14 protein-coding genes are annotated in these 14,374 nt (G+C 51.5%); 12 read left to right on the top strand and 2 right to left on the bottom strand.

Annotated features, from left to right (window positions below):
- The first annotated feature begins 6 nt into the window (after positions 1–6).
- Positions 7–534, top strand: a complete 528-nt coding sequence (locus AC5JMP_RS26925; RefSeq protein ID WP_495854584.1) for a hypothetical protein — start codon at positions 7–9, stop codon at positions 532–534.
- 117 nt (positions 535–651) lie between these two features.
- Here the strand turns inward: AC5JMP_RS26925 and AC5JMP_RS26920 are convergent, their stop codons facing one another.
- On the bottom strand, positions 652–1,842 hold the full coding sequence (locus AC5JMP_RS26920; RefSeq protein WP_495854613.1) for a histidine kinase: 1,191 nt from the start codon (positions 1,840–1,842) through the stop codon (positions 652–654).
- Between the two features lie 453 nt (positions 1,843–2,295).
- On the opposite strand from AC5JMP_RS26920, the gene AC5JMP_RS26915 reads away from it, so the two are divergent.
- Genes AC5JMP_RS26915 through AC5JMP_RS26900 form a run of 4 tightly spaced genes read left to right on the top strand, consistent with a single transcriptional unit; the run spans position 2,296 to position 5,225 of the window.
- A complete protein-coding gene (locus tag AC5JMP_RS26915; RefSeq protein ID WP_495854612.1) occupies positions 2,296–3,483 on the top strand; it encodes a glycosyltransferase family 4 protein in 1,188 nt (395 codons plus the stop codon).
- Between the two features lie 43 nt (positions 3,484–3,526).
- Positions 3,527–3,733, top strand: coding sequence for a DUF6888 family protein (locus tag AC5JMP_RS26910; RefSeq protein WP_495854611.1), 207 nt, complete (start codon positions 3,527–3,529; stop codon positions 3,731–3,733).
- 4 nt (positions 3,734–3,737) lie between these two features.
- A complete protein-coding gene (locus AC5JMP_RS26905; RefSeq protein WP_495854583.1) occupies positions 3,738–3,950 on the top strand; it encodes a DUF6887 family protein in 213 nt (70 codons plus the stop codon).
- Between the two features lie 48 nt (positions 3,951–3,998).
- On the top strand, positions 3,999–5,225 hold the full coding sequence (locus tag AC5JMP_RS26900; protein WP_495854582.1) for a DUF790 family protein: 1,227 nt from the start codon (positions 3,999–4,001) through the stop codon (positions 5,223–5,225).
- On the opposite strand, the gene AC5JMP_RS26895 is transcribed toward AC5JMP_RS26900, so the two are convergent.
- Complete coding sequence (locus tag AC5JMP_RS26895) at positions 5,222–5,551, bottom strand: hypothetical protein (RefSeq protein ID WP_495854581.1); 330 nt, start codon at positions 5,549–5,551, stop codon at positions 5,222–5,224. The genes AC5JMP_RS26900 and AC5JMP_RS26895 overlap by 4 nt on opposite strands.
- A gap of 621 nt (positions 5,552–6,172) precedes the next feature.
- Here AC5JMP_RS26895 and AC5JMP_RS26890 point away from each other — a divergent pair.
- From AC5JMP_RS26890 to AC5JMP_RS26860, 7 genes are all read left to right on the top strand, one after another.
- Positions 6,173–7,021: a sulfotransferase family protein gene (locus tag AC5JMP_RS26890; RefSeq protein ID WP_495854580.1), complete on the top strand. Its 849-nt coding sequence runs from the start codon at positions 6,173–6,175 to the stop codon at positions 7,019–7,021.
- Between the two features lie 3 nt (positions 7,022–7,024).
- Positions 7,025–7,732, top strand: coding sequence for a GNAT family N-acetyltransferase (locus tag AC5JMP_RS26885; protein ID WP_495854579.1), 708 nt, complete (start codon positions 7,025–7,027; stop codon positions 7,730–7,732).
- A 404-nt stretch (positions 7,733–8,136) separates the two neighbouring features.
- Positions 8,137–10,845: a DUF4347 domain-containing protein gene (locus AC5JMP_RS26880; RefSeq protein ID WP_495854578.1), complete on the top strand. Its 2,709-nt coding sequence runs from the start codon at positions 8,137–8,139 to the stop codon at positions 10,843–10,845.
- 204 nt (positions 10,846–11,049) lie between these two features.
- On the top strand, positions 11,050–12,432 hold the full coding sequence (trxB, locus tag AC5JMP_RS26875; RefSeq protein WP_495854577.1) for a thioredoxin-disulfide reductase: 1,383 nt from the start codon (positions 11,050–11,052) through the stop codon (positions 12,430–12,432).
- 255 nt (positions 12,433–12,687) lie between these two features.
- Entirely contained in the window at positions 12,688–12,825 is a 138-nt protein-coding gene (locus AC5JMP_RS26870) for a hypothetical protein (RefSeq protein WP_495854576.1), read from the top strand.
- Between the two features lie 342 nt (positions 12,826–13,167).
- Positions 13,168–13,845 carry a glutathione S-transferase family protein gene (locus tag AC5JMP_RS26865; RefSeq protein ID WP_495854575.1) on the top strand — a complete coding sequence of 226 codons (678 nt, stop codon included), beginning with the start codon at positions 13,168–13,170 and terminating at the stop codon, positions 13,843–13,845.
- The gene (locus AC5JMP_RS26860) at positions 13,842–14,153 is read left to right on the top strand and encodes a hypothetical protein (RefSeq protein ID WP_495854574.1); all 312 of its coding nucleotides are present in this window, start codon (positions 13,842–13,844) and stop codon (positions 14,151–14,153) included. The genes AC5JMP_RS26865 and AC5JMP_RS26860 overlap by 4 nt, the downstream gene beginning before the upstream one ends.
- Positions 14,154–14,374 lie beyond the last annotated feature (221 nt).

Genomic DNA, 14,374 nt, shown 5'->3' with positions numbered 1-14,374 from the left:
TTTTCTGTGCTTACTCAACATCACAAATCTGTTTGCCTGTCTTTCTCATCTTTTGACCTGCCGATCGGGTCAACTTTAGAAACCAGCGCCACTCTTTATCAAAAAGATGTCGATCGCTTTCACATCTTGCTCACTGAGCCTTTGGTGGAAGATACTCAGCCATTAGCCCAGCAAATTGCAGCCTGGGAAGCAGCACTCAGCGGCAGCCCTGCCACCCCGCGCTTGCTCTGGCTAGAAATTTCGCCCTATCGCGTCACGATGACCATGCAGGGCAACGGCAAGTTTAGCTATCGGCACTTTTGGGAACAGGGCGTGTATGGCGTGAGCCGCTACTGGCTTCAAACAGAAACCCCTCAGGCAGGGGCAATGAGCAGCAGCGGACAAGTTCGATTGCGAAACTACACTCGTAGCTTGATATTGCGACAAAGTAAGATGCCAGACCATCTACCAGAGCATCTGCGAATTGAATACGAGCTATGGTCAGACAAATTGCAGCTCGGTCAATATGTGATGAATTTAGAGATTCGGCACTGAGGTTATGAGGCAGACATTTCTTGAGCGCTGCACGAAGCGCCCCACTAAAAATGTCCCTGTCCTAACCGCCCTGGCAGTTGCCATATCTCCCCCATTTAGACTTTAAAACTGTATGAGTTATGTGAGCAGGCTGTTCCGAAACACAGGCAGCGTGAAGTGGAAGTTGCTGCCCTGATTGGGCTGCGAATCTACCCAGATTTGCCCATAGTGTGCCTGCACAACCCGCCGACAGAGCGCCAACCCAATTCCATAGCCGTCCTTGGCTTCATCCCGCTTTAGCCGAAAGCGATCTTCAAAAATACGCTGCTGATTCTCTAGCGGAATGCCAGGTCCATTATCAGAAATGCTAACCTGCACTTTCTGGGTTGTGCGATGCAGCGTGGCGACCTGGATCACGCCGTTTTCTGGCGTGTATTTGATGGCGTTATCCAATAAATTGATGATGACCTGCTGAACACGCTCTGGATCAGCATAAACCTTGGGCAAATCGGACGGGAGGTCTGTGCAAATCTGCTGAGATTTAACCTGAAATTGGTCTTGTAGACGATCGACAATTTCCGCACAAAGGCTCACTAAATCAAGCTCTTGAGGATGAATCCGGATCTCAGCACTGCGTTCTTTAGCGGCTTGAAGGATATCGGTAATCATCCGATCGATCGCTTTAGTCTGCGTCCGAGCATGGCGCAGCAGCTGGGCAATCAGCTTGGGATTGAGCCGCGATCGCACCTCCTCGTCAGTAGTAGCGTTGCCCATTTCCAGGGTTTCTAGCGCCATAGACACGGCAGTGAGCGGATTGCGCAGGTCATGAGCCAGCATCGCCATCAGATTGTCTTTGAACTGGAGCTGAGCCAGCATTGCCTCTTTTTCCTTTTGTAGCCGAAATATTTCATCCGATAGCTGAATTAGCTCTGCGGTACGGGTTACGGACTGAATCTGTTCGTTAGCAGAGGCAAGTTTAGCCGCTTCAGGATCGCGATCGGCTTTGCTAAGATATTCTTCGACCGATCGCTGCCACCGAGGCAGCCAGTTTTCGAGTTGAGCCACCAAATTGCTGCCAGCCAAGGTTTGCCGGGGCACAGGATGAACCTTAATTAAGGAAGGCGTTGCCACCAGCCGAAACTGCTCTGCCAGATGCGGCTGCTCAGTCACATCAACGATTTGCAGCGTATGCCCATACTCAGGGCTAAGCTCTTTCAAGCAATTGCGAATTTGCCGAATCCTCTCATTTGAGCTGGGGCGTTTGTCAACAAACAGCACAAGCTGAAGGGGAGCCTCGGTCGCCAAAATCTGGTCTTGTGATGCCTCCATGTGAAGTGGATTCATGAATTGCAGGATAAAGGCTGGAACTGAGGCTATGACTGTGGTTCTACCGACGGCACGACAGCAACTAGATTTCTTAATTATTTTGACAGATTCATTAGTAGATTAGCGTGTTTTGGCTCTGAACAACTTCGGCTTAAACGCAGATCAAAGATTTCTCTTTCCACTAAAAATTTGGGTAGTCCTCAACAGGTCATGATTTTTTGTGGTGGGGGCTTCGCCCCCACCACAAAAAATCATGACCTGAATACCGTTAGAAATTTGCGACTACGAATCAGGGAAGCATGAAGCTTTGCAGCACCTCTCAAGTCAGTCGCCTTCAGCTCAATATTTGTGCGAACTTATACAACTTTCTATGACGAGAATACGAGAGCACACCCAATGAATAGAATAAGCTATGTAAAGCAATTAGGCGTTATTCAGCAGAGAGGGCAAGGGGCAATGAAAATTCTGGCAATGGCTTGGGAATTTCCACCGCGTATTGTGGGTGGAATTGCGCGCCATGTTTCAGAGCTTTACCCCGAAATGGTCAAACTTGGGCATGAAATTCACTTGCTAACCGTAGAGTTTGGTCAAGCTCCCCACTATGAAGTGGTGGATGGAGTCCATGTCCACCGCGTTGCTGTCACGGGCGGCGACGATTTTTTTCACTGGGTTGCCAACATGAACCAGAGCATGGGGCAGCACGGCGGCAAAATGCTGGCGGAAGAAGGGGCGTTTGATGTGATTCATGCCCATGACTGGCTAGTTGCCGATGCGGCGATCGCCCTGAAGCATCTGTTCAAGATTCCGCTGATTGCCACAATTCATGCCACTGAGCATGGTCGCTATAACGGCGTTCACAGCGACACCAATCAGTACATTGATTCGAGAGAAACTCACCTCGTTGCCGAGGCGTGGCGGGTCATCGTTTGCACCAACTATATGCGTCTGGAAGTAGAGCGTGCCCTCTTCTGCCCCTGGAACAAAATTGATGTGGTCTACAACGGCATCTGTCTAGAGAAAAAACAGCCCCGCCAGGAGTTTGATCACTGGCGATTGCGCCGCAGATTTGCTGCCGATCAGGAAAAGATTGTCTACTACGTCGGTCGTCTCACCTACGAGAAAGGCGTGGATTTGCTGCTGTGCGCGGCTCCCAAGGTGCTGTGGGACATGGAGGGCAAGGCAAAGTTTGTGATCATCGGCGGCGGCAATGCTGACGGGCTAAAGCGACTCGCCTGGGATCTAGGCATCTGGCACAAGTGCTATTTCACCGGGTTCATGTCTGAGGAAGACCTGAATCAGTTTCGCGGTATCGCCAACTGCTCAGTATTTCCCAGCCTCTACGAGCCGTTTGGCATTGTGGCGCTAGAAAGCTTCGCGGCTCGTGTGCCCGTCGTGGTGTCTGATACAGGCGGTTTGCCAGAGGTGGTACGCCACGCCAAGACAGGGATTGTCACTCGCACAGGCAGCGCTGAGTCGATCGCCTGGGGTATTCTAGAAATCCTCAAAAATCCAGACTATGCCAAGTCTTTGACTGACAATGCTTTTGATGACCTCGATCGCCGTTTTAACTGGGCAAAGCTAGCGCAGCAAACCGAGGCTGTGTATGGGCGGGTACTGCATGAACGAGCGGCAGTGGAATGGTGAGCTTTAGCAGCAGGGCAAATGGTAATGTGGGGCTTGTGCCAAAATTGAGGAGCGAACCATCGAACCTACACCGGAGCAAGCAATCGCCTGTTTAAGAGTCTGTCAAATGCTATCTACGTCTTATCGAGACATTCAACTCTTCCGATTTGACGATCGTACAGGCATCACCTTTATTTTTGCGGGTGAAGATCTGCAAGTTAGCGTTCCCCCTAACGGACAGTGGAGTTTTTTAAATGTCACCGAACTTTGAAGCTATGACTAGCAAGGAGCTAATTGCTTACGCATTAGCTCATCGTGAGGAAGTTGAACCTTTGCGCGTGCTGTATGAGCGGCGATCGCCCGATTCAGAGACGGTTTGGTTTAGCCCTCCGCAGAGCAAAGAAGAAGAACAGCAGCAGTTTGAACTGTTCAAAAAAATGGTGAAAGAGCGGGAAGAAAAATATAGGCGAGAGAATCCTCCAGCCTAGCGGATTTGGGATTCAATCTAACATCCAAAATCCAAAATCTCGAAAGTAATGCTGCCTACCGATCTACTCATTTCTCGTCAGAACGGAGAGGAAATTGCGCCGAAGCGGCTGCCGATCGACAAAGCTAATGGAGCGATCGCCACAGAGCTGATTGCGCTGTTTCAAGGCTGTCAGGGCAAGACGCAAGGAGAACTCGATCGCCAGCTTCTGGAGTTAGAGGGCGAAGAAACAAACTATCGCATCAAGCGTGGGTTGGCACATTTACTGAAAAGCGAAGCCTTTAGCACTTTTGAAATTGTCAGTCCGCTGGAGCCGATCGCCCTACGGCAGCGGGTATTTGCCCTCTCGGCTGAGGCGGCACCGCTGCCCCAAACTGCAACAATCACCCTGAGCCGATTGGCAGATCAGCTTAGCGAAGAGTTGGGGCATGAGGTGTTGCCGACACAAATTCAGAGCGGACTCTATGCCGACCTGATGGAAAATCGCATCCTGACGCAGTTTGAGCCGCCCACGCCAGAGGCTTTGCTGCACCGCTACAATTTGTCTCAGGTGCAGGGAATTTTTTATAAAGCCAGCCAGATCAAAATCACGGCACATCGCAACGATCCGGGTGAATATAAGCTGCTGTTCCGCTACCTAAAGCTGTTTGGCTTAATGACCTACATTGAGGGCGATGCCGATCATGGATTTACGATCGCCATTGATGGCCCCACTAGCCTGTTCAAACCCAGCACAAGGTACGGGTTGGACATTGCCAAACTGATCCCGGCGTTGCTGCACGTGACTAAATGGAGTCTAGGCGCAGAGCTACATCTCAAAGATCCCTACACCAAAGCCGAGAAAATGCGGCGCTTCACGCTAGATAGCGGCTGCAAGTTGGTCAGTCACTATCCGCCTGGAAAGCCCTATGACAGTATGCTGGAGTCTGCGTTTAGCGATCGCTGGGCTGCCCTCAACACCGAGTGGATTCTGGAACGTGAAGTCGATTTGCTGCCGATTCCGGGAAGCGTCATGATTCCTGATTTTCGATTGGTGCATCCTGACGGGCGATCGTTTTTGTTGGAAATCGTGGGCTATTGGCGACCGGAATATCTACGCAAAAAGTTCTCGCAGGTGCGGCAGTCAGGTTGCGAGAATTTGATTCTGGCAATTTCAGAACGCCTCAATTTAGAAAAAGCAGGCGTGAAGGTTGCCGATACCCCGGCAAGGATGATTTGGTTCAAAGATAAGCTGTCACCTAAGGCGGTGTTGGCCGTATTGGATGACAATCCTTAGTCTGCTTGATCTAACCGTTTCGAGAACTCAGTATCGATAATTTTTAAAAGAAAATCGGCGATCGCATTGCAAATACGATTAACTGCCTTGGGCTGAGATTGGTTGGCGTGAGGAGTTAACTGACCATGCGCAAAAATATGTCTTACTGTTGAGGCTAGATATGCTCCATTTAGATCCTTGCCAGCCCAAAGCTTCTCAATTTCGTCCTGGGCAGCTCTTCTATCAAGCTGTGAGTGAATAAAGGTATAAAACGCTCTATTTCTATCAAGCTGTTTAATCTGCTGGCACAGAGTATTGACATCGTGATCTTCAAATAACCGCTGCATCTCAGTTAGTTGAAAGCTTTGAACATGCATAAATTGCTCAAATGTAGAGTAAGCGAGAAATAGCTTGAAAAGAGCGCCATATCCCTCCTGCGTTTTTGGGCTAAATCCTTCTAGCTGAATGCCACGAAAAGACTTCGCCACTCGATAGCGGCTAGCAAACCGATTTATGTCACCCATAGAACATGTGAAGCCAAACTCACCAGGCTTTTTTCCGGCTTTAAGAGCAGTACAGAATCGCTTCCAATCGGTTAAAGAATGCATACTTCAGATTCCAGAAAAGACAATGATCACCCTAGGGCTTCTGCAGCTACAGATTAGCAACTTGCTTCGGGAGCGCAACCGTTACTCTGCTGCAAACTAAAGATGCCTATCGATACATTTGTTAGTTTGAAATACCCGATAGCAGGTTTCTGGATCAAGACTTACGGACTTGATAGTCTAAGTCATAAGTGTGCTCGAAATTAACCCTAACAGGATATTGAGAGACGCGGGCGATCGCTCGCCATTTTTGGCAGTAGAGACTTAGATTCAGTTGTAACGAATCACAATCCTTCCGGTAGAGACCTGAGATGCCTAGATTACAGAGAGAGACGTATCCTCATTCAGGATGCCATTCACCTGATGGAGCAAGTCTCTTCTGTGCTGACCAAACGCCTAATTTGTGTGACGGGTCTACCCCGCGCTGGATCTACCTTACTGTGCCAACTCCTAGGGCAACATCCTGAAATCTATAATTCTGGGCAGAGTTCGCCCCTTTGCCCCACTCTGGTGGGACTACGAAAAAACTTAAGCGATGATCCGTTTTTGCTGGCTCAGATGGATCTAGATCCTACGAAAGTTCATCGGCGCTTACTTTCGGCATTTCAGGGATTGATCAACGGCTGGTTTGAAGAAGCTCCGCAGGATTGGGTCGTCGATAAAAATCGAGCCTGGATGCATCACCTGGAGCTTTTGCACTTGCTTGATCCCCATTGTCGCCTGTTGATTTGCGTGCGTGATTTGGGGCAGGTGTGGGGATCGATCGAAGCGCAGCACCGCAAGACCCTGCTGTTTGATTTTTCGGATCACCTGGCGCAGCTCACGCCGATCGATCGCGCCGATCGCCTTTTTGCTGCCGATGGGGTAATTGGCGGCCCCTTACGATCGCTAGAAGCCATCCAAGACCGAGAGGCAGAGCTGCAATCTCGCCTGTACTATGTCGTCTATGAGCATCTGATCAGCAACCCCCAAGAAGCCATGCAGGGGGTGTATGCCTGGTTAGGATTGTCGTCAGTCAATTTTGATCCTCAGCAGCTCAGCGTCTACCCGACTGAAAGCGATAGCCACTACCGCTACAAATATCCTCATCAAACCCACTCAGCGATCGAGCAACATCCCCCGCATGGGGTGCCCCCTCGGATTGCTGCCTCGCTGCATCGCAATTTTCGCTGGTTTTATGAGCTGTTCTATCCCGGCTTATTGGGAGCTTAAATCATGGCTGTGTCTGAACCCATCTTGCACCCTATTCTGCATCAGGGGCGATCGCTGTCTCTCCGTCGCACAGTTCCTGACGATGCTCCCCTGTTATTTCAGCGGGCGTACCAGAATTCGGAGTTTATGCAGCTCTTCCGGCTCAATGACCGTCCGGCAAATGTCGATGAAGTGCGATCGCGCCTAGAAACTCTGCACCAACAGCCTCCCGATAGCCTGGGCTACCTGGAGCTAATGATGGTGCATCATCAGCATGGGCCAGTCGGACTGGTTGTGTTATCAGATTATGCTGCTCTCCATCGCCGCGCCGAATTTTTGATTGGATTGTTCGATACAGCACATCGCCACGCCAGCTATGGTTTAGAAGCCAGCCTGATGACCCTAGATTTGGCATTCAATGCCTATGCCATGAATCGGGTTTATGCCTATACCTATGCCTACAATCAGCCTGCTCAGAAGGGGCTAACTAGCCTAGGTTTTGTGCTAGAGGGGGTTTTGGTGCAGCATGTGTTCGATCGCAGCACCGAGCAATTTGTCGATTTGCACTGCTATGGCATGACGGTTCAACAGTTTCGTCAGGCTCGTCGCCTTTGCTCGCTGGCTCAGCGGCTTCTCGGTCGAGACATTACTCAGATTGCCTCTCGCCCTCCTTTGCCTTCACCCACGCCACAACCCCAGTTCATTAAATCGGGCACGTTTTGTTGGCAGTGATTTTATAGTCCGCCAGTTGATTAGAGAACTATGGCAACCGCCTTGGCGGTTAGGACGGGGACATTTAGGGTGGGGCGCTTCGCGCCCCACCCTAAATGTCTTATGCAAAATGTCCTATGCAAACTGGCGACAGCCATAACCGAGCGCAAAGTGCTGCAAGTTCGGATTAATTAAGTTTTTTAAGAAATTGCCCGATCGCCTCACTGCATAAAAGTAATGGATGATACGGGAATTTACTGAGTTTTACACTGTTTCGCTGATCAGGAAGTAGCGCTGCATCCGTATAATCCTCAGCTTGCGATGCGTCATGCCGCAGGGAAATTTCCGTCCAGGGGAAGCATCTTTTTTCACGTTTTTGTCAAGCTTCATCTCTTCATTCACTAGCTTTTACTTGGACGGCTCTTATGGCAAGTACGCTTCTCTTTGTTGATGCTCTGGTTCTCGACGGCAATATTCTCCTCAACGGACTCGATCCGCAAGTGCGGGTGGTCTATCTCGACTCAGCTCGCAGCGGCATTGCTCAAATTCAAGAAGCTCTAGCAACTGAGCAAAACCTAGACTCGATTCAAATCCTTTCCCATGGCAGCCAAGGCGGTCTACAGCTAGGTTCAGATTGGGTGGATTCCGAGAGCCTACAGGCTTCCGGTGATAGCTTTCAGAAATGGGGCACTGCCCTGAAAGAGAGCGGCGACATTTTGCTACTGGGTTGCAATATTGGTGCCGAGGCGCAAGGTCTGAGCTTTGTCGATCGCCTCAGTCAGTTAACTGGAGCTGACATAGCCGCCAGCAATGACTTGACGGGCAGTGCCGCCCAAGGCGGAGACTGGGCACTAGAAGTGGCTAGCGGCGCGATCGAATCAGGACTAGCCGTTAAAAATACTGCGGCTTACAAAGGGGTCTTGTCTGTCCTGAATGTGACTGTCGCCAATGACGATGGCACTGGCGGCACGGTAGGAACCCTCAGCTGGGCTATCCAGCAAGCCAACGCCACTCCCGAAGATGACACCATTCAATTGGGTACGGATGTCAAACTGACAGGTTTCACAGAGCCAGTCATTAACAGCAATATCAGTATTGTGGGGAATAACCACACGGTCAGCGGCGAAAATACGGCACGCCCGTTTTTTGTCCGCTCTGGCACGGTGAGCTTCAGCAACATGACGATCGAGAAAGGGCGATCGGCAGGTTCATCAGGCGGCGGCGGTGGTGGCGGTGCAGGCATGGGCGGTGGGCTATTCGTCTATGACGGCAATGTCACCGTTGATAATGTCAGCTTCAGTAATAATCAGGTGGTTGGTGGGAATGGCAATGCAACAGTACGATTAGGCGGTGGTAGGTTGGGCGGTGGCGTAGGAGGGAAAGGCGGCTTCGGCGGCGCAGCAGGTGCTGATGGTATTGACGGGGGAGGCACAAGTTTCGGGGCAGGTGGTGCGGGATCTGCAATGGGATCTGGAAGCGCTGGAACGAACGGTGGCTTTGGCGGTGGCGGTGGTGGCGGCGGTGGCGGCTCGACCAACGGTGGCAAAGGTGGTAGGGGCGGCTTCGGCGGCGGTGGCGGCGGCGGCGGTTTTGGCGCGGGCATCGGCTTTGGTGGCAATGGCGGTTTTGGCGGCGGCGGCGGCAACAGCGGCGGCGCGAATGATGCAACGGGTGGTTTGGGTGGCTTTGGGGCTGGCACTGGCAGAGGCGGGACAGGCTCTAGCTTTCGGGATGGTGGCTTTGGCGGCGGCAAAGGCGGAGCGACCGTGAGCGGCGGCGGGGCAGGCATGGGCGCGGCTATCTTCGTTCGCAGCGGCAATCTGACCGTGAAGAATAGCCGCTTCACCGCCAATACGGCAACAGGAGGCACGGGCAGCACGATCTTATCCAACGGTTCAGGGCTAGGGGGCGCTATTTTTGCCCTGCAAACCACGACTAACCCCAATACCAATAATCAGGGAATGCCCGCAGCTTTGCCCACTGTGCAGCTTCGCAAAAATACCTTTACTGGCAATACAGCCGCTAACGATGCAGGGATAACGAACGCGATCGCTCTAGGCAACACGCAAAACAACGAAGACTTGTTTGGCACTCAGTTTCAGATTCTCAACGCCATTCCGACTTCTAGCAACAACACGATCGCGGGAGCAGCCGACAGTGCGATCGCCCTCACGACTGCCTTCGCCTTTGCCGATGCTGACACAGACGATAGCCTGCAAACGGTGAAAATTGTCGCTGCCCCAACCCGTGGGCAACTCTTCAACGACAGCAACGGCAACAGCTTAGCAGATGGTGGAGAGGTCATCGGTAGCGGGGTCGATGTGGCGGCAACCGCTCTGGCTAACCTGAAGTTCCGTCCGACCACGGGTGAAAGTGGGATTAATTACACCACCCTTCAGTTTCAGGTCGGGGACGGCATCGCCTTTGGTGGGACTTCTACGCTGACCGTCAATGTCATTCCGCCTGCTGGCAGCGGCAGCGTTGGCAGCGGCGGTGGCGGCGGCAGTGGCGGCAGTGGCGGCGGCAGCGGTATCACAGGCATTCCCTTGCCCGCCTTTGTTTTGTCAGCAAAAGCCAAGACGCTTTCAGATAAGGCTGCTACCAATAAGCTAGTGGGAACTCAACGTGCCGATCGCCTCAGAGGACTCAAGGGCAACGATCGCATCAAAGGACTCAACGGCAATGACCTACTCGATGGCGGCGTAGGCAATGACAATCTTGACGGGGGTGTAGGCAATGACCAATTGCTAGGACAAGGCGGCAACGATCGGCTAATTGGCGGCAAGGGCAACGATATCTTAGTCGGCGGGGCTGGCAAAGATACGCTTTCGGGCGGGGCGGATAAAGATATGTTTGTCTTCAACAGCCTCACGGAAGGCATTGACACCATCACCGATTTTAATGGGGCGATCGACGTAATTGATGTGCGATCGATCTTTGCCCAATCTGCCTTTGCGGGCGCGACTCCCTTGGCACGGTTCCAGCAGTTTGCTCAGTTCGTTCAGGTAGGGGCAACCACTGAGTTACGTATTGATGCCGATGGAGGTGGGGCAGGCATCAGCTTCACAACGCTGGCAGTCCTCAACAATGTTGCAGTTGGCAGTGTCGGGGCAGGTAATGTAGTGATTGCTTAGCTTAGGTTTTGACCCTGTTCTGGACAGAGTCCTAAAAATAGCTCTGTTGATAGAACTCTGATAGACCTCAGTGAATCTGAAACGCTCCTGATGACTCAAGTGCAGTTGGTTTTTAAGGGCGCTGCCCTTAAAAACCAACTGCACTTGATTTTTCTCCTAAGTTTGCTATACTAAGCGTAGTCGTTACGAGTTTATGTTAAAACTATGGCAAACCCAACGGTAGAGAATCTTGTCATCATTGGCTCTGGGCCAGCAGGCTACACGGCTGCCATCTATGCGGGGCGGGCGAACCTGAAGCCACTCGTATTTGAGGGATTTCAGGCTGGAGGACTACCTGGTGGGCAGTTGATGACGACCACAGAAGTTGAAAACTTTCCTGGCTTTCCCGATGGCATCATGGGGCCGCAACTGATGGATCAGATGAAGGCGCAAGCCGTGCGCTGGGGTGCGGAGCTATACACAGAAGATGTGACCCACGTTGATTTTAGCCAACGTCCGTTTGTCATTCGTTCTGAAGAGCGAGAAGTGCTTGCCCACAGCGTTGTCATTGCGACTGGAGCAACCGCCAAACGTTTGCACTTGCCCAGTGAGACAGAATTCTGGAGTCGCGGTATCTCCGCCTGTGCCATTTGTGACGGCGCAACTCCCATCTTCCGCAATCAGGAGATTGTGGTGATTGGTGGCGGCGACACGGCGGCAGAAGAAGCTGTGTACCTGACTAAGTATGGTAGCCATGTGCATCTGTTGGTGCGTACCGACAAAATGCGTGCTAGTAAAGCCATGCAGGATCGGGTGCTGAACAGCCCTAAAATCACCGTGCATTGGAACACCGAAGCGATCGACGTCTACGGCGCAGAAGGCTGGATGCAGGGCGTGAAGGTGAAGAATCGCCAGACGGGTGAAGAGAGCCAGATTCCGGCTAAGGGCTTGTTCTATGCGATCGGTCATAGCCCCAACACGAGCCTGTTTACCGGGCAAATTGACCTGGATGAAATTGGCTATATCGTGCCCAAGAACCACGTCGAAACCAACATCGAAGGCGTTTATGCTGCCGGAGACGTGCAAGATCATGAGTTCCGTCAGGGCATTACGGCGGCTGGCACAGGCTGCATGGCAGCAATGCTTGCCGAGCGCTGGCTGTCGGCAAATGATTTGGCTCAAGAGTTCCATCAAACCGAAGTGGCTGAGCCGCACCTAACTGAAGAAACGCCTCGTAAAACTGAAGCAGAGCAAGCCGACGAGTTCAGTGTGGCGCAAACCCGGCACGTGGGTGGCTATGCCCTGCGGAAGCTCTATCACGATAGCGATCGCCTGATTATGGTCAAATACGCCTCCCCCACCTGTGGGCCTTGCCATACCCTCAAGCCGATGTTGAGCAAAGTCGTAGATGAATTTGATGGACAAATTCACTATATCGAGATCGACATTGAGCAAGATCCTGAGATTGCTGAATCGGCTGGAGTTGTGGGTACCCCTACGGTTCAGTTCTTCCGTGATAAGGCGCTCGTAACCGAGATCAAAGGCGTAAAGCCCAAGAGCCAGTATCGGGAAACCATTCAGAGTAATTTGCCGATCGCAGTCAGCTAATATGCTGATTTCTCTTCCTTTGTACAGATATCCGGCGAGTGATGCACTATTGACCCCTAAATCTGCTATAAATTTTAAGTGCTTAGCTCCCTCCAAGAGTAAGCTAAGCTCCAGGCGAATTTTTCGCCAAATTGGCAGATTAGCTCTGAGAGTTTTGCTTGCACATGCCAGCTAGTTTGAGAGAGAAGTTTGCCAATTCGGTGGTTAGCTCTTCACCGAGTTGCTCATTGACCAAAGTTCACCAAAGGAAAAAGTATGAATAAGAAAGCAATTGGTTTGCTCATGATTCTAGGTTTGACTGCAACATTAGCGGCTTGCGGCGGTGGTGCAGAGGCTCCCGCTGGTTCCCCTGATGCTATGTCTCCTTCCGCATCTCCTACCACCTCTCCCTAATTTGGGACATTGGCGATTTGCGGCTTTTTAGACGAAAGGCTCTACCCTTTATCGACGGTTCATTGATTGGATCTCATCTGTACGGCAGCCTACAAAAGTCAGTTTCAGGCGTAAAAAGCTGGTTAAGATCCAGCGATTGAGCCAGAAATCTGACTTTTGTAGGCTGTTCGTGTCTTTCCTCTCACAGAAAACTTACCCCTGAAATCAGCAGCGCTTACAGAAGTAGGAAAAACTGCTATCGATCGCACTGTGCTGATCTAGCAAATAGGCTGATCTGGCAAACGGACTTATAACGAATGGACTCATCTGATAGACAAGCTGATCTGGCGATAGGTTTTCCTTATGCTGCTGCTGCAATTTAGCACGTCTCACTATTGCCGAAAAGCCCGATTGGCATTGGGTTACAAGCAGATTTCCTATCGAGTAGAGAACCTAACACCTGGACTTCATATCCTCAAGGTTAAGCCCTTGAGCGGGTTGACTACACTCCCCGTTTTATTGCCAGAGCAATCCGACCTGCCGCCTGTCATAGCAGACTCTACGCAAATCTTTCATTTCTTAGATAGCTACTGTCCTGCACCTAATTTGGCGATCGCCGATCCACAGCTCAATTCTGAGGTGTGGGCACTAGAAGACTGGCTAGACGAGAGCATTGGCATTGCTGCCCGGTTTGTTTACTATGCGTTTCGGGCGGGTGAAGGCAAGGCGATCGATGCTTCTCTCTCTAATCAATTAATTATTCAAACAGTGCGCTGGCAATATGGCATCACGGCTGAACGCGTGAAGCTAGCAGCTAGCCGATTGGAAGTTGCGCTGACGTTTTTGGCATTTCGCTGGCAGGAAGGGAAATATCTGGTGGGCGATCGACTCACGGCAGCAGATCTGGCGGCGGCGGCATTGCTGAGTCCGCTGGCGCTGATTCCTCTTTATCGCCAAAACTACCCTTGGCTATTCGATCGCATTGCTCAGATTCATCGGCTTTGCGGCGAACCGCTGCCCCCCGGACTGGAGGAAGGATGAACCTGAGACTCTATCTTTTCTTTTCGCTTTTCTGCCTGACAAACGGCATTTTCGTGGCGCTCCCAGCTCATGCTCTGCCACCCCCCGAAGATACGCCAGAAGAGATTTTGCGCACAGAGGTGATTACAGAAGCGCGATCGCCCCTTGACGGCACTCCCATGACGGCAGCGGAATATGCTGAGCTAGAGGCGCAGATTCAGGATGCTTCACAACATCCCCCTGCGGTAGCGCAAAAGTATCGAGATTTGGTCACTTTGCTCCGGCTAAGACGGGCGATCCGCAGCGTTTTCCCTTTCCTTCTGCGCTGAGTTCACGCTTTATTACCTGATGCGTAGCTCAAGCCCATCGCGTCTTTAATTCGCTTGAAAGATAGCAACCGCCAAGGCGGTTGGGACGGGGACATTTAGGGTGGGGCGCGACGCGCCCCACCCTAAATGTCCTAAGCAAATTGACGATAGCCATACAGCTTTCTCTCAAAACACAGCTTATTTTTTGAAACATAGCCATCAAACGGTAGCAACAATAAAAC

It is taken from the genome of Drouetiella sp., from assembly GCF_059504425.1.
This window is presented reverse-complemented; position numbering and strand designations above follow the sequence as displayed.

Coding starts and splice junctions, on each gene's coding strand:
- AC5JMP_RS26920 (WP_495854613.1), bottom strand. CDS start 1,842: ATGGAGGCATCACAAGACCAGATTTTGGCGACCGAGGCTCCCCTTCAG.
- AC5JMP_RS26915 (WP_495854612.1), top strand. CDS start 2,296: ATGAAAATTCTGGCAATGGCTTGGGAATTTCCACCGCGTATTGTGGGT.
- AC5JMP_RS26905 (WP_495854583.1), top strand. CDS start 3,738: ATGACTAGCAAGGAGCTAATTGCTTACGCATTAGCTCATCGTGAGGAA.
- AC5JMP_RS26900 (WP_495854582.1), top strand. CDS start 3,999: ATGCTGCCTACCGATCTACTCATTTCTCGTCAGAACGGAGAGGAAATT.
- AC5JMP_RS26895 (WP_495854581.1), bottom strand. CDS start 5,551: ATGCAGCGGTTATTTGAAGATCACGATGTCAATACTCTGTGCCAGCAG.
- AC5JMP_RS26890 (WP_495854580.1), top strand. CDS start 6,173: ATGGAGCAAGTCTCTTCTGTGCTGACCAAACGCCTAATTTGTGTGACG.
- AC5JMP_RS26885 (WP_495854579.1), top strand. CDS start 7,025: ATGGCTGTGTCTGAACCCATCTTGCACCCTATTCTGCATCAGGGGCGA.
- AC5JMP_RS26880 (WP_495854578.1), top strand. CDS start 8,137: ATGGCAAGTACGCTTCTCTTTGTTGATGCTCTGGTTCTCGACGGCAAT.
- trxB (WP_495854577.1), top strand. CDS start 11,050: ATGGCAAACCCAACGGTAGAGAATCTTGTCATCATTGGCTCTGGGCCA.
- AC5JMP_RS26870 (WP_495854576.1), top strand. CDS start 12,688: ATGAATAAGAAAGCAATTGGTTTGCTCATGATTCTAGGTTTGACTGCA.
- AC5JMP_RS26865 (WP_495854575.1), top strand. CDS start 13,168: ATGCTGCTGCTGCAATTTAGCACGTCTCACTATTGCCGAAAAGCCCGA.
- AC5JMP_RS26860 (WP_495854574.1), top strand. CDS start 13,842: ATGAACCTGAGACTCTATCTTTTCTTTTCGCTTTTCTGCCTGACAAAC.